The organism is Halomonas sp. 3H (assembly GCF_024206005.1).
GTDB classification, from domain to species: domain Bacteria; phylum Pseudomonadota; class Gammaproteobacteria; order Pseudomonadales; family Halomonadaceae; genus Halomonas; species Halomonas campaniensis.
In genome coordinates this window covers 1,646,881-1,664,436 of the sequence record NZ_CP100360.1, presented here as the reverse complement: position 1 = coordinate 1,664,436, position 17,556 = coordinate 1,646,881, and the positions used below count along the sequence as shown (strand labels likewise).

The window sequence follows — 17,556 nt, the reverse complement described above, 5'->3', positions numbered from 1 at the left end:
TGGTAACGCGGCTATTCTCGGTTGATCAGTGCCCAGCCACAGGCCTTCAGGCGCAGCGTGGCGCCAACATATGCGTATTCTGCAACATCGCCCTCTCTCGATCTCCTGCCCAGCACGCGCCTAAGTCAGGACCGGAGGTTGTCGGTATCCGACGCCTGATCGATCTGATCAAGTGCGGACACGAGTGGCAAGATGAGCAGACTGGCATCGTCCCGCAGGCAGTGCAGTGGCGTGCCTGCATTAAGGTGCTCCTGCCAGTAGCCATCGGTGCTGAGCAGCAGCGTTTGGCCCTGCTGCAGCGAGAAAACCTGGTGCTCGGGAGGACAGAAACGCCTGGCGTTCAGGCTGCGGGTCAGCTGCTGCTCCCGACGCTCTTGCTCTTCAGGTGCGCGTGAAGGTGGCAGGCCGGGCTGATGTGCCAGGATGTGTGGCGTGGTCAGCCAGCGCGTCTCTGTTGGGCGTCGCAGGCCTACCCGGCAGTCGCCGCAGTGCCAGACGTGGACCGCCAGCGTCTCCAGGTCGAGGCTGACCATGCAATAGCTGGCGATATCGCGAAGAAAGCCGTCGCGGAGCTGGGCATGTGCCTGTCTGAGGCGTGAATCAACCGTTGCCTGCGAGAGAGCGGCTGCCTCGGCCAACGCCTGCAACACAGTATCGGCCCAGTGCCGAGCCAGCTCCGCGCCCCGGGGCCCCTTTTCCGCACCGTCGACCAGCACCGCCAGGAGGTACTGGCCTTGCTGACCCACGGCTACGGCATCGCTGTTGCGGGCACGCTCCCGGCCTTGCTGGCTAAACCAGCGGGCGCGCATCAGCTCCGCTCCCCGGCCAGAATCTCCAGGCGCTCGAAGAGCAGCGCTTCCCGGTCTGGGTCGCCGGCCTGGCTCTGCACGGCATAACCAAAATCATCCTTGCCAAGGAGTTCTCTGAGCTCGGCGGCGATGTAGGCCTGGAGTGCGCTGTCGGCTGCTCGCACCTCGTCGAGCAGCTCGGGGCGGCCATCCACCAGATTGAGGATGTCCTCGATGTCGTGGCTCGACAAAGGATCACCCTCGCCGCGCCCCTTGTAGGCCTCCAGCTTGGTGGCAACGAACAGCGGCGGCGTAACCACGCGAATCGTGAGATCGCCGCCCAATGAGACGGGCACTGCCGTTTTGAGCGCCTCGGGGTACCACCTGTTGCTGAAGCCCAGCACCTCGTCATGGTCCGGCATCAGGTCGACGCGCAGCTCCCCCAGCTTCATGGCGCAGATGGGCACCTCCTCATCCATCGTAGAGGGCTCCTTGAACCCCTTGGCCTTCAGCGCTTCCTTGAAGCGGTGCAGGTGCGCATAGGTCATGACGCTGATGATCAGATCCACGTCGTCGGTGCTTCGTACCTGCTCGCGGGTAAACGAATCGGTCAGTAGCAGCCCGGTTGTACACCCCCCGACGAAGGCCACCTGGTTGCGCAGTTCGGCCCCGAGGGCCTCGGCCACCTGACGCAGCATGGCCCGCTGATCGTCGAATAGGCTCATCGCTTACTCCAGATACTCTGCCAGTCGCTCGGCAGCGACCTTGCTCTCGCGGGGGTGGCCAATTCGAATGGCATCGACCAAGGCCAGCATGGCGTACAGTTCGGGGTCGCGACGCACCGCGAAGGGCACACTCTTGAACAGCGGCTCGATGGCCTGGCCTTTGCTGTTGCCCCGAGCATCCGGCCACACCATCGGCAGCTCACCCGAGCTATATAGCTGGCCCTCGAGCACCGGTGCGGCGAAGGTCGTCGCGATGCCACGAGTGATCTCGCCGGGCTTGGCCGGAAATACATAGCGCACCCCGTGCACGATGAAGTTGAACAGGGCCCGGCCGTTGGCGCGCGGCACCCCCGTGCCGCGCTCCCTACGGATCAGGCCCACCTCCAGGCAGCGCTGCAGGGCAAGGCTCACCTGGCTCTTGCTGATCCCGGTTTGCTCGGCCAAGGCTCGCACGCTGTAGCGGGAGAGCAGCTGATCGCCATCGAGCCCGGGCAAGCCCTCCCGATGCCTGTCGATGTCGAGATCATCCAGCGCCCAGTCTCGCCAGTCATCGGGAAGCGCCCTTGCCCCCTTGCCAGCGTGGGTGTCGTGGCCAGGCCCTTCCCTACCCCTTATGGACACCAGCTTTAAAAGCAGGCCAATATCTTGACTTTTCATGAGGCACCTCACCAGGGTGTCCCTAGTCCCAGGACACAGGACATGCTTGATGAAGTTACCGCGTGATGTCAAGGGCAGCCCTTCTGCGCAGACGAATCCGCTTGTTGCCTGGTTGACCTACATCGATCAGTCGCGGGCAGGGGTTGGTTTCTTTCAGCCCTGTCGCCTCGATCACGGTGCGATGCTCCCAGCCGTCGCCAAAGTCGTATAGGTAGTGGAAGGCGCGAGCCGCCAACGACTTCAGCTTGGCATTGCGCGCCAGGGCGATGGGCCGATCGCTCCATTCGTCCGGCTCGCCGTAGAAGCGACCGTTGCACTCGAATTCGTAGAGGTGACAGTCCCCCCAGCCCATCACATCCTGGATAAGCTCGTGGAGACGGTGCAGATTGATCTGCTCGGGCACCACTACTCGGCGCCAGACCAGCGGGTCGGTATCGAGCAGTTCGATGCGCAGGCGAATATCGGGCACAGAGACTCTCCAGCAATCAATGTCGTCATGGTAGCGCGGGTGGTCCACCGGCGGACAGTGGCCCGCTCTCGACAGGGTGGTACACTGGGGCGGCAATACTTCACTGGCGAGCGCCGAATGCCTAAACAGTCAACCGTCCTGCGTCGCCTGTCTGATCTGGCCGCTACAGAGCACGACATCGCAGTGCTGTGGCTCTACGGCTCCCGTGCCAAGGGCACCGAATCGGCGGAGAGCGACTATGACCTCGCCGTGGCATTTCAGGACTTCCACCAGGATCCGCTGGAGCGCCGGCTGCGTCCCGAGATCCTGGCACAGGCCTGGCAGGATAAGCTGGGCCTGGCGCATGAGCAGCTCTCCATCATCGACATCAACCTGGCGCCCCTGCCCCTCGCTCATGTCGTGATCCGCACCGGGCAGGTACTACAGGCCAACGACCGCCTGCGCCTGATCCGCGAGGAAAATCGCATCACCTCGATGTGGGAGCTCGATCATCAATATCACCAGCGGCATTTTGCTTGATGGCGAAGGGAGTCTGGACGTGGAAGAGGAATACATCGATGCCATGCGCGAGCACTGCGCCACCTTGGCAGAGGAGCTCGAGCAGCTCCATCAGGCCGCCTTGTCACCGCAAGGCCTGAGCCCCCTTCTCCACCGAGCGGCCGAGCGCAATCTGCAGCTGCTCACCGAGGCGTGCATCGGCATCGTCAAGCAGCGCCTGAAGTCGCTAGGTAGCGTCGTACCGAGCGATGCGCGCAAGGCCTTCGAGAAGCTGCGCAGCCTGGGATACGACGACAGCGATATCCCCTGGAGCAAGGTGATCGGGCTGCGCAACGCCCTGGTACATGACTATCTGAACCTCGACGACTCGATTGTGGCCGGCATCATCAGCCGCAAGGAGTACCAGCAGCTGCTCGAGTTTGCCGGCAAGCAACTGGAAGATGCCGCACCAGCAGCGAAGCCCACTTCAGGGTCAGACCCTTAAGGGTAATTAAGGGTCTGACCCGGGGGCGGTTACCCCGATGCGGTGGGGCTAGCCCTCATGCTCCCAGCCAACGGCCAGCAGGCCCAGCGCTTCATAGAGCGCCCGCTCCGACTTCCGCAGGTGGGTGGCCGATGGCACCCAGTGGCGAAGCTGGCCGGCCGGCTGATGCTGGGTCAGGTAGTGGGTGGGCGCGGCGAGTGGCTCAAGGCCGGCCTGGCGGAAGTGGCGCATGGAGCGCGGCATATGCGAGGCGGAGGTGACCAGCACCACCCGCGCGCCCTCGCCCAGGGTCTCACGAACGGCCTGGGCTTCCAGGCCGGTATCGGTGGGCCAGTCCAGCACCATCAGGCGCCCTTCCGGCACGCCCAGCTCCGCGGCGGCAGCGGCATATCCCCGGGCTACCGGGGCTATGTCAGGATCACGGCTCGCGCCGGTGAACACCAGCGGCAGCTCGGGGTTCTGCCGCCATAACCGAATGCCTTCCATCAGGCGGATCGCCGAACTGTCGTTCAACCGGCTCACGCTCGAGCGCGGCGCCTCCGGCGCCCAGCCGCCACCCAGCACGACCACCGCTGCCAGGCCCTCATCCTCTGACAGCGCCTCCAGGGCCGGATAGCGCGTCTCGAGCGGCATCAGCAGCCGCTCGGCAATGGGCCCCCAGCTGGCCAGCAACAGAATCGCCAGGCCGATAGCCGCTACCGCCCCACCCGCACGGCGGCAGCGCCAAGCTATCAGCGCGAGGCCCAATGCCATCAGCCCCAGACTGACCGGCAGCGGCATCAACAGCTGGGACGCCAGCGCCTTGATCACGTCATACATGCATCACCCGTTGGGCTATAGGGGTCAGACCCTTAAATTCCCTTAAGGGTCTGACCCCGAAGGAGGCTGAGGTTGGGCTACACTAAGGCAGGCCACCGCACGCCATGAATGGGGGATTGGCCATGCCCCGCCCCGCTCGTATTCTCCTGCCGATGACGCCGGTTCACCTGGTGCAGCGCGGCAACAACCGCAGCACATGCTTACACTTCCGCAGCGATGCCGAGCGCTTTCTCGATCTGCTCGACGAGGCCCGCCGGGAGTATCGGGTCGAGGTGCACGCCTATGTGCTGATGACCAACCACGTTCACCTGCTGGCCACGCCCCGCGACGGCCCGCAGGGCATCAGCCTGATGATGAAGAGCCTCGGGCAGCGCTACGCGCAGTATTTCAACCGGCGCCACGAGCGCACCGGCGGGCTCTTCGAGGGCCGCTACTACTCCTGCCTGGTGGGGGAAGAGCCCTACCTCTTCGCCTGCTACCGCTATATCGAGCTCAATCCGGTGCGCGCCGGCATAGTCGCCCATCCCGGCGACTACCGCTGGTCCAGCTACCCGGCCAACGCCCTGGGCGCCGAGGACCCGCGGATCACGCCCCATGCGCTCTACCTGGCCAGCGCCCGCGACCCCGAGCAGCGCCGTCACCACTACCGGCAGCTCTTCGACGCGCCCCTGCCCGACGACACCCTGGAGGAGATCCGCCAGCAGACTCGCCGCGGCCACCCCTACGGCAGCGAGGCCTGGCGGCAACGGCTGGCGGGGTCAGCCCCTTAAGAGCGGCTGACGGGGTCGGACGGGCGCTGAGAAACACCTACTCCCGACGGAGCACATCCGGTACTTGATAGCGCGTGCTGCGGCCTCCTCCGGGTAGCTTCACCAGGCACCCCTTCTCGACCAGCCCGACGAGGTGGCGGGTAGCGGTTGCCTTGCTGACCTTGGCGACTTTCTGGTACTGCGATGCACTGATGCCGTGCGCAAACCCTCGCTCTCCTCCATCCAGCAGGCGGTTGAGCACACTCACCTGCTCGGGGAGCAGGCCCGCCGACCTGAAGCGCTGCCAGAAGCGGGCCTTGGCCAGCGTCCCCTCGACCTGCGCCAAGACGTCCAGCAAGGTGGTATCCAGCGTCTCCAGGAACCAGACAAGCCAGGCCGTCAGGTCTGGCGTACCCCGCTGGCTCGCTTCCAGGCATCGGTAGTAGTCGGCACGGCGCTCCAGGATGGCGGCCGACATGGCATACAGGCGGATACTCTGCTGATCCGCCTGCGCCAAGGCGCGATCGGCGATGGCCCGGGCAATCCGACCGTTGCCATTTTCAAACGGATGCAGCGTCACGAACCAGAAGTGTGCCAGGCCCGCCCGGACCAGGGGGTCCAGTGCCGGATCATGACGGCTGGCCTCAAACCATGCGAGGAACTGCTCGACCTCGTGTTCCAGCCCCTCTCGCGGCGGCGCCTCGAAATGTACCTTGGGACGATCCAGACGCCCCGACACCACCTGCATGGGCTCCATCCCTCGCCATTGCCCTGGCCGCAGCGTCGTCAGCGCGGCCTCAGCTTCAGGGAACAGCCAGCGATGCCATTGAAACAGCCTCTCGGCGTCCAGCGGCGTGTCAGGCCTGAGGGTGGCATCCAGCATCAGCTCCGCCAGGCCTTCGGAACGGGGGGAGGTAGCGCCTTCCGGCGCCTCCACGCCAAGGCGCCGGGCCAGGGAGGAGCGAACTGACGCCACATTCAAACGCTCTCCCTCGATGGCCGAGGAGGTGACGATGTTTTGCAATAGCGTATCCAGGGCGGCTCTCGCCTCTGCATTCTGGTCATCCGCGGAGGCCAGGGCCCCCGCTCGTCCCAGCAAGATGCCGAGATCCCGCCAGCATGCCCGGACCCGCGGCTGAATCTCGGCCGCGTGCCAGGTGAAGTTCGGCCAGCCGGGGTGCTGCCAGATCCATGTCGAGGTGTGATCGGTCATGCCAGACCTCCAGCAGGACGGAGGAGCCAAATAGCCGCTACATTCAGCTCACAACATGAGCCGAATAGTGATCGGTTTCGGCTCATCTGGCAAGAGCGGGATCGAATCGAGCCGGAGGGGAACTAAGCAAGCTTAGGGTCTGACCCCGCCGGCAAGGGACATACCAGAAAGCCGGTACGGTTCACCTGCTACCAGTGCTGCGCCTTGTTGCATTGAGACTGAATGTGCTGGCGCTGCTGCTGAAGCCTTACCCAGCCATGTTCGCTCAGCCCTGCATCGCTCAAGGCCTGCCGCAGTTCATCGGCCTCCAATAGCTCCTGCAACCTAGCGGCGAGTGAGTGTATCTCGCGGCGCACGAAGGGGTAACTGAAGCGACACTCCTTGGCGAAGGTTTGCCAGTCGCGCGGCAGCAGTTGCTGAGAATTGAACCGCTCGCCGACCGAGAAAGCCAGGTCGCGGTGGTAGCCCAGCATCAGGGTGCCTACCAGGTCGTAGGCGGGGGCGATTTGCCATTGACCGCGCTCGTTCTGTAGCAGCGATAGGTTCTTGGCATGACCATCGGTGTTGCCGACCAGGACATTGAAAATTTGCCAGCGCAGCAGGTGCTGGATCGAGGCGGCGCTGGGGCGACAGGCTTGTCGGGCCGTGGCAATGCACTGCCCAAAACGCGGGCCGTCCGGCACCTGGTACTTCTCGATTCGCGAGAGCCCCATGGCCTGACAGAAGTCTTCCTGATGAATACGGCGCAGCGCCTGGGTGCCGATACCGCTTCTGTCATAGCGTTCCACCAGCAGGTAGGCATGGCCTTCCGCCTGACCCAGTGTCGTGGTGGGGCAGGCCAGACCGGCGAGGCGTGCAAGCGTGTTGAGAAAGAGTTCGTTCAAGACGATCAGTTCGCGGCCTTCCACGGCGAACTTGAGAATATGCGACGAAGGGGTAGCCCCCCGCGGCAGTTTGAGTTCGCCGTTGTCGAGCACTACCGGGATTTTATCCTGAGCTCCTGCCAACGAGAGGCGTGGGGGGTGGTCGTCTCCCTCGGAGCCCATCAGCGAGTAGCGCTCGCGGTAGGCGGCCCATTGTGCGAGTTTATCCAGCGCCAGCGGTGTCGTTTCCCATTGGCTGGCCGGCTGCTGCTCGGGCGGAAGAAGAGTGAGTGCGCCGGCGCAGTCGCCACCGATGGCGGCCAGTAGGGCGAAATCGTCGTCGGGTATGGCAAGCCGCTTGAGCAGCGCGATGCGGGCTTGCTCTTCGGGTAGCAGGTTGCCGAACCAGCGATGGGCCGTTTGTTCTTCGGGTAGCCAGGTGCGTTTTTCCAACGGCAGGCTGTTGGAAATGGCGTGGCCGGTGGCTTGCCATGCGCTGTCGTACTCGAAGCCGATCAGGCGTTCGCCGCCACCTCGCCACAGTGTGCCGACCAGGCGATGCTCCCGCCAAACGTGCAGGGTATCGTGTCGGCTCATGTGGCGGCTGTCTCGAGCGGTTCGGCGGTCAGTTCTATTCCCAGGGCATCGAGCACCAGCAGCACGCGTACCAGGCTGCAGGTTTCCCGGCCGTTCTCCAATTCGCTGAGAAAACGTATGCTCAACCCGCACAGGCCTGCCAGCGTTTCGAGCGTCAGGTTCTGCTGCTTTCGCGTCTGTCGGATCAGCCGGCCAAGGGTGGCGGCATCGTGAATTGGGGTGCCGAGGCGCATGAAACGCTCCAATAGTTTTCCCGTTAGGGAAAATTAAAAGCCTTCGACGCTGGTGTCAATGAAATTATCCCTATCGGGAAAATTCTCTCTGACTACTTGTAGCAGGGCGGTTTATATCCCGCTAGGGAAATATCCAGCAGGCCCGAGTCTGAGCCATGGGACAGCGTTAAATGCAAAGTAGCTGCCGTCCCCCCACCCTAGCGGGCAACGCTGCCCACTGCTCGGAACGCACGACGATGCCCCGGGCTGACGTAGGCATCAGCCTCCTCGAGCCGCAATAACCAGAAGCCCGGCACATGGCCGGGCTTCGCAGTTGCCTTAAGGGCACGCCCCCTAAGCGAAGAGCCTCCGGTCCGCCGGGAAGGATTCGCTGGAGAGCGCCACCTGGTCGGCCGCGGGATGCAGGGGATTGAAGAGGTAGTTGACGTTGTGCGGCACGATCGCGGAGGGCACGCGCAGAAGGAGCGACTCGCCCGCCGCCAACCAGTCGTCCCCGATGCACCGGGTGGTGTTCAGATCCTCGCGCCAGTTCGCACTCAGGTCGACCGTGGGAGCCTTCTCCACCTCCCTGGCGGGAAGCGATGCGCGAAGCAGCGAGAAGGCTTCCGGGAGCTCGTCCGCGGAAGCCTCAAGGTGGACAAGGATCTCCAGCAGGCACAGGGCCGGCGAGTCGCCGAGGTAGACGATCGGTCGACCCTTGTGGTGCCAGCGCCCTGGCACCATGGTCCCGCCGATACCCGAGAGATCCTCGAACTGCGAAATCCGCCAGAGACACGCCTCGCTCATGCCACGTACCCATGGCGCAGCTGCTCCAGCAGCTCCTCGACAGCGAGGAAGCCAGGGGTCGTCTTGATGGCATCGAGGGCACTCAGTCCATCCAGGGCCCGGCGCGGCTTGCTCAACCACCTGGCGGCCTTCTCCTGGTTGCCGAACACATCCTCGGCTAGCACCACGATCCGGCTCAGACGGTAGAGTCGATCCCCCTCATCGCTCGACAGGGACTCTGACTTCTGGCGACGGTGACGCAGGGTGCGCCGATTGATGAGGCCAAGACGAGTGACATCGACGCCGTGCTCACTGAGGTTGTCCAGGGCGACCAGCGGAATGCCCGAGCGAATCAGCGCGTCCAGCGTGTCGCCGACGCTACCCCCCAGGAGTCTGAGGACTTCCTTTTCGATGTCTCGCTCGTGCTTGCGCTCTTCTTTCAAGGCCTCCATAGCCGACACCTCTTGGCAATTTGCCCACACTATACGGCAAAGTGCCCAGCTCTGCGAATCGTGGCAGCCTCACAACAGCGGATGGCAGGGCTGACCAGGGGCGCAACGCAGGAGCCAGCCCCCTAATTGGGCTTAAGGGTCTGACCCTGATCAGCGCACTCGTCGAGGGCTTTGCGGGCTTCTGCTTCGATGGCGTCCAGCACCTCCTCGGGCACCTGGTAGCGAAACTGCCGGCGGCGATTCTTCGACAGCAGGCCACCCTGGCTCAGACACATCATCACCAGGCGTGACAGATCGCTGCCGCGCACATCGAAACGGGCATCGATGGCGCGATAGACGCGATCGAAACAGGCCAGATAGCGAGTTTCCGCCTTCAAGTCTTCCCTCAGCGCCTCGCGTGCCATGCTCAGCGTGAAGGCCACGGCCTGGGTAGCATCCCAATATCGATAGAGGCTTTCACTCCCAGCGAAGTGAAAATCATGATGGTCGGCGTCGATCCAGTTGACCCGCCACTGTTCACGAGCCGGTGCCGAGAAGGCTTCGAGTGCCGCGAGATACTCCCCCTCATGGCGCTTCATGGCAATGGAAATGGGTAGCAGATTACCACGCGGCAACTCGCCCAGCCGGCACAGCATATGATGCAGCAGAAAGCGGGAGATACGACCATTGCCGTCCATGAAGGGGTGCAGGAACACGAAGCCGAACGAGATCACGGTAGCGGCCACCAGTGCCGGCACCCTCTCGCTGCTCGCTTTGCCACCGGCCTCAGACAGCGCATTGGCCCACCCCATGAGCGCTGCCATCAGGGCGTCACAGAGCGCCGGAGGTGGTGGCAGATAGCTGACACCGATAGCGCCGGGCAGCCCATTGTGCAGGTAGTTCTGCTCATGGCGAAAGGCCGCCGCCTTATCGAAAGGGTTGCTGACGACGCTGTTCTGAAGCGCCACCAGGTAGCCTTCATCCAGCGGCTGGCCGTCATGTGCCTTGCGCAGCAGCTGCATGAAGCGCTGCTGCTTATCGGGAGAGGGCGATTCGCGCTCGATCTCGAACGAAGATTGCGTCTCGCTTAAATAGGCCCACTGGATCGCGCGGTCCAGCATGCCCGGTGGCAGCGACGCCATGAAGGCACGCGCCTCGGCCAATATATCTTCCTTCAGTAGCGCCTCGATCTCAGGTGTTCGCCGCACGACGGCGCAGTAGTGGAGGGTGCCCAGGCCATTGACGTCCACCCGCCACCGGCTATTGCGGCTGGCAGGGCCTGTCACATAGTGCTTGGGGTCGAACAGCGGCACGCTGCGCCCCTTGACAGCGGGCTCGAGCGGCAGAGGTGCCACGAAGGCCTCGTAGAGACAGGCCAGACGGCGCAGGTAGATACCGTTGGGTGACGCCTCCAGGGATGCCACCAGCACATCAACTGGCAGATGAGGCAGCGATTCGGCGAGAATGGCCAGATCCACGCCCTCATGCTTCAGTGCGAACAGCACATGGGCGAGCAGGTCATCATCGGCAGGCGAACGCTCCGGCGGAACCGCCAGCTCCTCCCCGAACCGCGTCATGCGCGTCACCGGCCGCACGCGTGCCGGGCATCGCGGCGGCAAGACACCCAGCGCCAGGTGTTCATGAAGGTGCGCATAGCCAACGTTTTTCATCATCATGCCCGAGGCGTGGGATATTTCGTTCACTACAGCAAGAAAATTTTCAGTACACAACCCAACAATGATTTTTTCTTAACCGATCCCACCTCCTCCCAATAACGCCGAAGCCCGGCACATGGCCGGGCTTCGAAGTTTCCTTAAGGGTACGACCCCTAAGCGGGGTTAAGGGTCTGACCCCGAGGCTTGGGTGGCTCGCTCAGTCGCTGCCGAACAGATCGCGGGTGTAGACCTTCTCGGCGACGTCCTGGAGCTCCTCGGCCATGCGGTTGCTGAGGATGACGTCGGCTTCGGCCTTGAAGGCGTCGAGGTCGCGGATCACCCGGGAGCCGTAGAAGGTCTCCTCGGCGAGCACCGGTTCATAGACCACCACCTCGATGCCCTTGGCCTTGATGCGTTTCATCACGCCTTGCATGGCGCTGGCACGGAAATTGTCGGAGCCGGTCTTCATGATCAGCCGGTAGACCCCCACCACCCGCGGCTTGCGCTTGAGGATCTGCTCGGCGATGAAGTCCTTGCGGGTGCGGTTGGCATCGACGATGGCCGCGATGATGTTGCTCGGCACGTCCTGGTAGTTGGCCAGGAGCTGCTTGGTGTCCTTGGGCAGGCAGTAGCCGCCGTAGCCGAAGGAGGGGTTGTTGTAGTGCTTGCCGATGCGCGGGTCGAGCCCCACCCCCTCGATGATCTGGCGGGTGTCGAGGCCGTGGGTCTCGGCGTAGCTGTCCAGCTCGTTGAAGTAGGCCACCCGCATGGCGAGATAGGTGTTGGCGAAGAGCTTGATCGCCTCCGCCTCGGTGCTGTTGGTGAAGAGCACCGGGATCTCGTCGTCCAGCGCCCCCTGCCTGAGCAGGCCGGCGAAGGCCTCGGCCCGAGCGGAGTGCTCGCCGACGATGATCCGCGACGGGTGCAGGTTGTCGAAGAGCGCCCTGCCCTCGCGCAGGAACTCCGGCGAGAAGAGCAGGTTCTCGGTGCCGAAGCGCCGGCTGGCCTCGGCCGTGTAGCCCACCGGCACGGTGGACTTGATCACCATCACCGCGCCTGAGTTGATCGCCATCACGTCCTGGATCACCGCCTCGACGCTCGAGGTATCGAAGGTGTTGGTCTTCGGGTCGTAGTCGGTGGGGGTCGCGATCACCACGAAGTCGGCATCGCGGTAGGCGGCCTCCTTGTCCAGGGTCGCCGTGAAGTCCAGCTGGCGGTGGGCCAGGAACTCGCTGATCTCGGCATCCTCGATGGGCGAGCGCCCCTCGTTCAGCATCGCGACCCGTTCGGGCAGGATATCCACCGCCACGACCCGGTTGTGCTGGGCCAGCAGCATGGCGTTGGAGAGACCGACGTAGCCGGTACCGGCAATGGCAATGTTCACAGCAGTTCCTTATGTTTCAAGCTTCGACTTCTGGGGGCAGCCCCCACCAACGCCGCACCCCGCCGGGTCAGACTCCCGGCGGCGAGCACCGCCCAAGCTACTGGCACCACACAGGCCTGGCAAGGTGGCAGGGGTCTGACCCAAGGGGCTAACCCAAGGAGCTACGCCAGGCCAGTGGCGTCAAGGTTGACTGAGGTTGGCCGAAGGGTCAGACCTCTAATTCCACTTAAGGGCCTGACCCCGCCAGGCCGATACGGTCAGTCGAGAACGAATCTTGCCCGAAGGGTATCCAGCAGGTCGTACGTATCGAGGCATGCCACCTGAAATTGATCACAAATATTGGGTACCTTGACCTTCCTGCTACCCGGCCCGACTCTGGCTTCATTGGTCACCACCTGGGCGCCTATGGCCTTGGCCTTTGCTACCAGCCACGGGTCAGCGCCGGCAAGAAAGCTGCTGACATGCGGCTCCTGATAGGACGAATGCATAGCAACATGGTCCGCAATGTCGGCGAAGGCGGTCTGTGTTGCCTCGTCATCTACGGCAAGGAACTGGTGGCGACGCAGCTTCACCCATTCACTCAGCTCATCGCCGCCTGCCGACAGCTCGTCATAGACACTGCGGATGCTGCCAACCTGTCCAACTCCAAACTGCTGATCCAACCAGTCCCAGAACCCCGGCACGATATGCATCCGGTAGTGAAGTGATTTCGCTTGAATATAGGTGTTGGCGTCAAGAAGGTAGGTCACAGGCCGAGCTCCTTGCGGGCAAACGTCTTGAGCCTATGTGGTCTCACGCCAATCAGCCGGTAGGCATCTCTCAGCAACAGCCGCCCGCTCATCGCCTCACTTGCCACCGCCTGGGCCAGGCGTTTGCTGACCCGCCCGGGGACCACACGATCGAAGCTTGCTCCACCGCGCTCTTCCCTATTGCGGTAGGCCTCCAGCCGATTGACCACATATCGCCGGTAGTCGTGCTCTGCAATCAGTTCGAGCTCCTGGGCCCGGCGAGCAATAACCCACTGGCTCACATGAAAATGCGCGGCCAGCGGCGCCAGGTTGGCTTTCCAATCCTCTACTTCCTGCCACAGTGGCAAAAACTCTGCCTCCGGCACCAGAAATTCCGCCGCGACCTCATTGCACAGCTTCTCGGTGCGTCTGCGGTTGGCTGGATCTCCATCGGAAATCCCGGACTCTCCCAGCCAGATATGAGCCAGCTCATGCACAAGCGTGAACAGGCGCGCTTCAGGCACATCGGCCGCATTGATGAAGATCACCGGTGCGACGGGGTCGGCGATAGCGAAGCCGCGAAATTCCTCCACGCTCAACACTCGCCGCGTGTTGTTCCCGACAATGCCGCTGCGCATAACAAGAATGCCCAGCCGCTCGATTCGCTGAACCAGATCGCGGAAGTACGCTTCCCAATTCCCTCTGTCCGGATGAGGCGGCACCTCAAGCCACTCCCGCATGTCTGTCACGATTACTGCTGCGGCCATTACACCCTTGGCGCGGCCCACCACCGCCACAGCACTTTCGTCCATGGCGATCTGATAGTCGCGATACCAGACCTGACGGCGCAGCACATCGCGCAGTACATCCTTCAAATCCACACTGATACCGCGTGGGGCATGGTCTCCCACCGTGCGGAGATCGGGAATGGGCAGATCATCCTCGGGGGGCTGGCGCAGGAACAGGTAGCCGAAAGGAGCATGCACTTGCTGAGCAAACTGCTGCGCCTGGCGGAAGGTCGGCCGGGCCTCGCCGGCCTCCCAGGCAGCGACCTTGTCCTCCGGCTGCTGGAGCTTCTCGGCAAGCATAGCGATGCTGAGCCCCGCCCGCTCCCGGGCCCAGCTCAGCATGTCGGCATTGATCAGCGCCTGTCCCATCACAGCCCTTCTACATGTTCAGACATACAGTGTATCGCTGGCTAGAGTGTAGCATGAGCGCCGCCCCGGCAGCCTGACGGAAGGACAGATCCTGGCCCTGAATCGAACGCTCTGGCGTTACCAACGCCGCACCCCGCCGGGTCAGACTCCCGGCGGCAGCCTCCCCGCCAGCCATCGGCACGACACCCGCCTGCCAAGTTGGCAGGGGTCTGACCCAAGGGGCTACGCCAGTGGCGTCAAGGTTGCCTGAGGTTGGCCGAAGGGTCTGACCCCGCAAGCAAATGATAACCAGAGTTGACACACGTAGACTGTCAACTAGGGTTGGCATATGATCGAGCTTATCAAAACCGATGTCTTTGATCGGTGGCTGCGCAGCCTTCGTGCGTGACACTCGTGCCCGCGCCAAGATCACGGTGCGGCTCAGACGCCTCAGCCTCGGCAACCCCGGCGATGTCAAACCTGTCGGTGAAGGCATCTCGGAACTGCGCATACCCCATGGCCCCGGCTACCGGGTCTATTACCTCACCCGAGGCCCCATTGTAGTCGTCCTACTCTGCGGGGGCGACAAGGGCAGCCAGCCCAGCGACATCGAGCAAGCCAAAGCCATTGCCAAGCAATGGAAGGAGTAACCCATGGCAACCCAACACCAAGTGACATTCAGCCACTACGACACCGCCGAGTACCTCCAGACCGAGGAGGAGATCGCCGCCTATCTGGAAGCCGTGATGGAAGAGAATGATCCCTCACTCCTCGCTGCCGCTCTGGGTGACGTTGCCCGTGCACGCAACATGAGCCAGCTGGCCAAGGACGTTGGTATGAGCCGTGAGGGGCTTTACAAGGCGCTTTCAGGTGAAGGCAATCCCGCCTTCTCCACCATCAACAAGGTCGCCAACGCTCTGGGGCTACAGCTGACCATCAAGCCGATGTCCCCGCCTCCGGCCCATTGACCCTCGCAAGCCCGAAGCGTGCTTAAGGGTCTGAACCGGCCAATACCCCGCCAACGCCGCGCCCCGCCGGGTCAGACTCCCGGCGGCGGCCACCCCGCCAGCCATCGGCACCACACAGGCCTGGCAAAGTGGCAGGGGTCTGACCCAAGGGGCTTCGCCAGCGCATCAAGAACAACTAGCTGTGGCTGAATGGCTCGTTTCCTACTTTTGTTTGATCGCCTTACGCTGTTCTGACGTGGTGAATAGACTAGGGCATCACTCTCGATCTTCCAGGGATGCAAGGTCACCTGATTAAATTACCGGTTCGCAGCATGGCCACCAACACAAGGTAACCATCATGGCTCAACAGGCAGAAGAACACCTCACCACTGAGAGAGCCATCGAGTTTGCCCGGAAGCACAAGAAGCGGATTGCCAAGCGCGTGGCCGATAAGAATCTGTACCCACCGGAAGATGACCCGGTCTCGGTATTCATGGCGGGCTCTCCTGGAGCTGGAAAGACAGAGGCTTCAAAGGAACTTATCGCGGTTCTCAGCGAAAATGGTCAGGGTGTCCTTCGCATCGACCCTGATGAGCTTCGCGAGGAATTCGACGATTACCGTGGGGGGAATGCCTGGCTGTTTCAGCCGGCCGTCTCTATTCTAGTAGAAAAGCTACTGGACGTGGTCCTGAAGCAGCGCCAAAGCTTTCTACTGGATGGCACCTTCGCCAACTATGCCAAGGCTCGCGACAACGTAGCGCGCTCGCTTGACAAATCCAGGCTTGTACAGATCCTGTACGTCTATCAAGATCCGTTGCTGGCTTGGGAGTTTGTGGCTGCACGCGAAGCGCTGGAAGGGCGAAGAATACCGATGGAAAGCTTTGTAGAACAATACTTTGCTGCAAGAGGCGTGACCAATCGCATCAAGCAAGAGTTCGGAGAATCAGTGATGGTTGATCTGCTGATCAAAAATCACGACGGCTCGCATGGAGAGTACGTGCAGAACGTGGAACGAATTGACACCCACATTGCCGAAGGATACGCTCGCCAGCCTCTTCTGCAGAAGCTCGCCGAAAAGACGAGGAAGCCGATATGATGACCAAAGACGCCAAGACCGGCAGCAGCCCCCTATCCGCATTCATCCGCGACGCCAGCCCTGAGCGCAAGCGTGATGTCTATCGTCAGGTGATTGAACGCGCCAACCAGCGTCAGCAGCTGGTGCTGCAGAAGGCAGCCCACAAGCCTTCTTGATCCTTCGTCGTCGTCCAGGAACCCGCCCCAGAGGCGGGTTTTTTCTTTTCCGCACCATCGACAAAGTAAATTTAAGGGTCAGACCCCTAAATCGGCTTAAGGGTCTGACCCCGAGGCATCCTCACCCCCGCCGGAAGTGCTCGATGTACCAGGGCATGGCTTCACTGATGCCTTCGACGATGGTGTGGCTGGGCGAGTAGCCGAGCAGGCGGCTGGCCTTGCCGATGTCCGCCTGGGAGTGGCGCACGTCGCCGGGGCGGAAGTCGCGGTAGGTGGGGGCCTGGGCGTAGCTCACCCCCTGCTCGGCCAGGGCGCCGCGCAGGTACTCGAACAGCTGGTTCAGGGTGGTGCGCCCGCTCACCGCCACGTTGTAGACCTCCCCCTGGGCCTTGTCGTCCGCGGTGGCCGCCAGCAGGTTGGCCTGCACCGCATTGGCGATATAACAGAAGTCGCGGCTGGTCTCGCCATCGCCGTTGATGAACAGCGTCTCGTCGGTGAGCATCGCGCCGGCCCACTTGGGGATCACCGCCGCATAGGCGCCGTTGGGGTTCTGGCGCTTGCCGAACACGTTGAAGTAGCGAAGCCCGGTGGCCTTGAAGCCGTAGGTCTGGGCGAAGACATCGGCATACATCTCGTTGACCACCTTGGTCACCGCATAGGGCGACAGCGGCTTGCCGATGCGCTCTTCCACCTTGGGCAGCGCCGGGTGGTCGCCATAGGTGGAGCTCGAGGCCGCATAGACGAAGCTCGTCACCCCGGCATCCTTGGCCGCCACCAGCATGTTGAGCTGTCCGCCGATGTTGGCCGCGTTGGTGGCGATCGGGTCGGCGATGGAGCGCGGCACCGAGCCCAGCGCCGCCTGGTGCAGCACGTGGTCCACCGGCTTGCCATCGAGGATCACCGCCTCCCGGCAGGTGGCCGGGTCGCAGATATCGCCCTCGATGAAGGTGAAGCGCGCCCACTGCTCGGCGCTGACCAACGAGCGCACCTCATCCAGGTTGGCCTGGAAGCCGGTGGCGAAGTTGTCCAGGCCGACCACGCGCTGGTCGAGCCTGAGCAGGTTCTCCAGCAGGTTGCTGCCGATGAAGCCGGCACAGCCGGTCACAAGCCAGGTACGCGGCGCAGCGGCAAGCTCGCCCCGCAGGGTTTCATAACGACTCATCA

General features: G+C 62.9%; 22 protein-coding genes. 7 read left to right on the top strand and 15 right to left on the bottom strand.

The genetic code is table 11. The features are described 5' to 3' along the window. Window positions 1-125 precede the first annotated feature (125 nt). The 4 genes from NFC98_RS07790 to NFC98_RS07775 are packed head-to-tail and all read right to left on the bottom strand — an operon-like array spanning window position 126 to window position 2,639. On the bottom strand, window positions 126-809 hold the full coding sequence (locus tag NFC98_RS07790) for a protein phosphatase 2C domain-containing protein (protein WP_254277513.1): 684 nt from the start codon (window positions 807-809) through the stop codon (window positions 126-128). Further along, window positions 809-1,513 (bottom strand): hypothetical protein, encoded by a 705-nt coding sequence (locus NFC98_RS07785; RefSeq protein ID WP_254277512.1) that lies wholly within the window; start codon window positions 1,511-1,513, stop codon window positions 809-811. The genes NFC98_RS07790 and NFC98_RS07785 overlap by 1 nt, the downstream gene beginning before the upstream one ends. A gap of 3 nt (window positions 1,514-1,516) precedes the next feature. After that, the gene (locus NFC98_RS07780) at window positions 1,517-2,170 is read right to left on the bottom strand and encodes a helix-turn-helix domain-containing protein (protein ID WP_254277511.1); all 654 of its coding nucleotides are present in this window, start codon (window positions 2,168-2,170) and stop codon (window positions 1,517-1,519) included. A 55-nt stretch (window positions 2,171-2,225) separates the two neighbouring features. Beyond that, on the bottom strand, window positions 2,226-2,639 hold the full coding sequence (locus NFC98_RS07775) for a plasmid pRiA4b ORF-3 family protein (protein WP_254277510.1): 414 nt from the start codon (window positions 2,637-2,639) through the stop codon (window positions 2,226-2,228). A gap of 117 nt (window positions 2,640-2,756) precedes the next feature. On the opposite strand from NFC98_RS07775, the gene NFC98_RS07770 reads away from it, so the two are divergent. Then, entirely contained in the window at window positions 2,757-3,158 is a 402-nt protein-coding gene (locus NFC98_RS07770; RefSeq protein ID WP_254277509.1) for a nucleotidyltransferase domain-containing protein, read from the top strand. Window positions 3,159-3,177: 19 nt separating this feature from the next. Next, window positions 3,178-3,621: a DUF86 domain-containing protein gene (locus tag NFC98_RS07765; RefSeq protein WP_254277508.1), complete on the top strand. Its 444-nt coding sequence runs from the start codon at window positions 3,178-3,180 to the stop codon at window positions 3,619-3,621. A 48-nt stretch (window positions 3,622-3,669) separates the two neighbouring features. On the opposite strand, the gene NFC98_RS07760 is transcribed toward NFC98_RS07765, so the two are convergent. Next, a complete protein-coding gene (locus NFC98_RS07760; protein WP_254277507.1) occupies window positions 3,670-4,440 on the bottom strand; it encodes an ElyC/SanA/YdcF family protein in 771 nt (256 codons plus the stop codon). Between the two features lie 122 nt (window positions 4,441-4,562). Between NFC98_RS07760 and NFC98_RS07755 the strand changes: the two genes are divergently transcribed. Then, window positions 4,563-5,210 (top strand): transposase, encoded by a 648-nt coding sequence (locus NFC98_RS07755; RefSeq protein ID WP_254277506.1) that lies wholly within the window; start codon window positions 4,563-4,565, stop codon window positions 5,208-5,210. A 37-nt stretch (window positions 5,211-5,247) separates the two neighbouring features. Here the strand turns inward: NFC98_RS07755 and NFC98_RS07750 are convergent, their stop codons facing one another. The 9 genes from NFC98_RS07750 to NFC98_RS07710 form a co-directional block, all read right to left on the bottom strand. After that, window positions 5,248-6,402 (bottom strand): Fic family protein, encoded by a 1,155-nt coding sequence (locus tag NFC98_RS07750; RefSeq protein ID WP_254277505.1) that lies wholly within the window; start codon window positions 6,400-6,402, stop codon window positions 5,248-5,250. A 188-nt stretch (window positions 6,403-6,590) separates the two neighbouring features. Beyond that, window positions 6,591-7,862 carry a type II toxin-antitoxin system HipA family toxin gene (locus NFC98_RS07745; RefSeq protein WP_254277504.1) on the bottom strand — a complete coding sequence of 424 codons (1,272 nt, stop codon included), beginning with the start codon at window positions 7,860-7,862 and terminating at the stop codon, window positions 6,591-6,593. Further along, window positions 7,859-8,095, bottom strand: coding sequence for a helix-turn-helix domain-containing protein (locus tag NFC98_RS07740; RefSeq protein ID WP_254277503.1), 237 nt, complete (start codon window positions 8,093-8,095; stop codon window positions 7,859-7,861). The genes NFC98_RS07745 and NFC98_RS07740 overlap by 4 nt, the downstream gene beginning before the upstream one ends. Before the next feature lie 333 nt (window positions 8,096-8,428). After that, window positions 8,429-8,881 carry an RES family NAD+ phosphorylase gene (locus NFC98_RS07735; protein ID WP_254277502.1) on the bottom strand — a complete coding sequence of 151 codons (453 nt, stop codon included), beginning with the start codon at window positions 8,879-8,881 and terminating at the stop codon, window positions 8,429-8,431. After that, complete coding sequence (locus NFC98_RS07730) at window positions 8,878-9,312, bottom strand: antitoxin Xre/MbcA/ParS toxin-binding domain-containing protein (protein WP_254277501.1); 435 nt, start codon at window positions 9,310-9,312, stop codon at window positions 8,878-8,880. Before NFC98_RS07730 ends, NFC98_RS07735 begins: the two co-directional genes overlap by 4 nt. A 122-nt stretch (window positions 9,313-9,434) precedes the next feature. Then, a complete protein-coding gene (locus tag NFC98_RS07725) occupies window positions 9,435-10,967 on the bottom strand; it encodes a Fic family protein (protein WP_254277500.1) in 1,533 nt (510 codons plus the stop codon). A 196-nt stretch (window positions 10,968-11,163) separates the two neighbouring features. Beyond that, a complete protein-coding gene (locus NFC98_RS07720) occupies window positions 11,164-12,330 on the bottom strand; it encodes a nucleotide sugar dehydrogenase (protein ID WP_254277499.1) in 1,167 nt (388 codons plus the stop codon). Between the two features lie 257 nt (window positions 12,331-12,587). Then, window positions 12,588-13,079, bottom strand: a complete 492-nt coding sequence (locus tag NFC98_RS07715; protein WP_254277498.1) for a DUF4411 family protein — start codon at window positions 13,077-13,079, stop codon at window positions 12,588-12,590. Beyond that, on the bottom strand, window positions 13,076-14,215 hold the full coding sequence (locus NFC98_RS07710; protein WP_254277497.1) for an ImmA/IrrE family metallo-endopeptidase: 1,140 nt from the start codon (window positions 14,213-14,215) through the stop codon (window positions 13,076-13,078). Before NFC98_RS07710 ends, NFC98_RS07715 begins: the two co-directional genes overlap by 4 nt. Window positions 14,216-14,565: 350 nt before the next feature. On the opposite strand from NFC98_RS07710, the gene NFC98_RS07705 reads away from it, so the two are divergent. The 4 genes from NFC98_RS07705 (at window position 14,566) to NFC98_RS07690 (ending at window position 16,392) form a co-directional block, all read left to right on the top strand. Then, the gene (locus tag NFC98_RS07705) at window positions 14,566-14,844 is read left to right on the top strand and encodes a type II toxin-antitoxin system RelE/ParE family toxin (RefSeq protein ID WP_302055100.1); all 279 of its coding nucleotides are present in this window, start codon (window positions 14,566-14,568) and stop codon (window positions 14,842-14,844) included. Window positions 14,845-14,847: 3 nt separating this feature from the next. Continuing rightward, window positions 14,848-15,162 (top strand): addiction module antidote protein, encoded by a 315-nt coding sequence (locus NFC98_RS07700; RefSeq protein WP_254277496.1) that lies wholly within the window; start codon window positions 14,848-14,850, stop codon window positions 15,160-15,162. A 337-nt stretch (window positions 15,163-15,499) separates the two neighbouring features. Next, a complete protein-coding gene (locus NFC98_RS07695; protein ID WP_254277495.1) occupies window positions 15,500-16,237 on the top strand; it encodes a zeta toxin family protein in 738 nt (245 codons plus the stop codon). Beyond that, window positions 16,234-16,392 (top strand): hypothetical protein, encoded by a 159-nt coding sequence (locus tag NFC98_RS07690; protein ID WP_254277494.1) that lies wholly within the window; start codon window positions 16,234-16,236, stop codon window positions 16,390-16,392. The genes NFC98_RS07695 and NFC98_RS07690 overlap by 4 nt, the downstream gene beginning before the upstream one ends. A 121-nt stretch (window positions 16,393-16,513) precedes the next feature. Here the strand turns inward: NFC98_RS07690 and NFC98_RS07685 are convergent, their stop codons facing one another. Beyond that, window positions 16,514-17,554, bottom strand: a complete 1,041-nt coding sequence (locus tag NFC98_RS07685; RefSeq protein WP_254277493.1) for an NAD-dependent epimerase/dehydratase family protein — start codon at window positions 17,552-17,554, stop codon at window positions 16,514-16,516. Window positions 17,555-17,556: the final 2 nt, after the last annotated feature.

Bases quoted from the DNA above. Each gene is read 5' to 3' on its own strand.
- NFC98_RS07745 (WP_254277504.1), bottom strand. From the start codon at position 7,862: ATGAGCCGACACGATACCCTGCACGTTTGGCGGGAGCATCGCCTGGTC.
- NFC98_RS07750 (WP_254277505.1), bottom strand. From the start codon at position 6,402: ATGACCGATCACACCTCGACATGGATCTGGCAGCACCCCGGCTGGCCG.
- NFC98_RS07735 (WP_254277502.1), bottom strand. From the start codon at position 8,881: ATGAGCGAGGCGTGTCTCTGGCGGATTTCGCAGTTCGAGGATCTCTCG.
- NFC98_RS07730 (WP_254277501.1), bottom strand. From the start codon at position 9,312: ATGGAGGCCTTGAAAGAAGAGCGCAAGCACGAGCGAGACATCGAAAAG.
- NFC98_RS07760 (WP_254277507.1), bottom strand. From the start codon at position 4,440: ATGTATGACGTGATCAAGGCGCTGGCGTCCCAGCTGTTGATGCCGCTG.
- NFC98_RS07740 (WP_254277503.1), bottom strand. From the start codon at position 8,095: ATGCGCCTCGGCACCCCAATTCACGATGCCGCCACCCTTGGCCGGCTG.
- NFC98_RS07705 (WP_302055100.1), top strand. From the start codon at position 14,566: ATGTCTTTGATCGGTGGCTGCGCAGCCTTCGTGCGTGACACTCGTGCC.
- NFC98_RS07695 (WP_254277495.1), top strand. From the start codon at position 15,500: ATGGCTCAACAGGCAGAAGAACACCTCACCACTGAGAGAGCCATCGAG.
- NFC98_RS07755 (WP_254277506.1), top strand. From the start codon at position 4,563: ATGCCCCGCCCCGCTCGTATTCTCCTGCCGATGACGCCGGTTCACCTG.
- NFC98_RS07725 (WP_254277500.1), bottom strand. From the start codon at position 10,967: ATGATGATGAAAAACGTTGGCTATGCGCACCTTCATGAACACCTGGCG.
- NFC98_RS07785 (WP_254277512.1), bottom strand. From the start codon at position 1,513: ATGAGCCTATTCGACGATCAGCGGGCCATGCTGCGTCAGGTGGCCGAG.
- NFC98_RS07780 (WP_254277511.1), bottom strand. From the start codon at position 2,170: ATGAAAAGTCAAGATATTGGCCTGCTTTTAAAGCTGGTGTCCATAAGG.
- NFC98_RS07685 (WP_254277493.1), bottom strand. From the start codon at position 17,554: ATGAGTCGTTATGAAACCCTGCGGGGCGAGCTTGCCGCTGCGCCGCGT.
- NFC98_RS07710 (WP_254277497.1), bottom strand. From the start codon at position 14,215: ATGGGACAGGCGCTGATCAATGCCGACATGCTGAGCTGGGCCCGGGAG.
- NFC98_RS07690 (WP_254277494.1), top strand. From the start codon at position 16,234: ATGATGACCAAAGACGCCAAGACCGGCAGCAGCCCCCTATCCGCATTC.
- NFC98_RS07700 (WP_254277496.1), top strand. From the start codon at position 14,848: ATGGCAACCCAACACCAAGTGACATTCAGCCACTACGACACCGCCGAG.
- NFC98_RS07770 (WP_254277509.1), top strand. From the start codon at position 2,757: ATGCCTAAACAGTCAACCGTCCTGCGTCGCCTGTCTGATCTGGCCGCT.
- NFC98_RS07790 (WP_254277513.1), bottom strand. From the start codon at position 809: ATGCGCGCCCGCTGGTTTAGCCAGCAAGGCCGGGAGCGTGCCCGCAAC.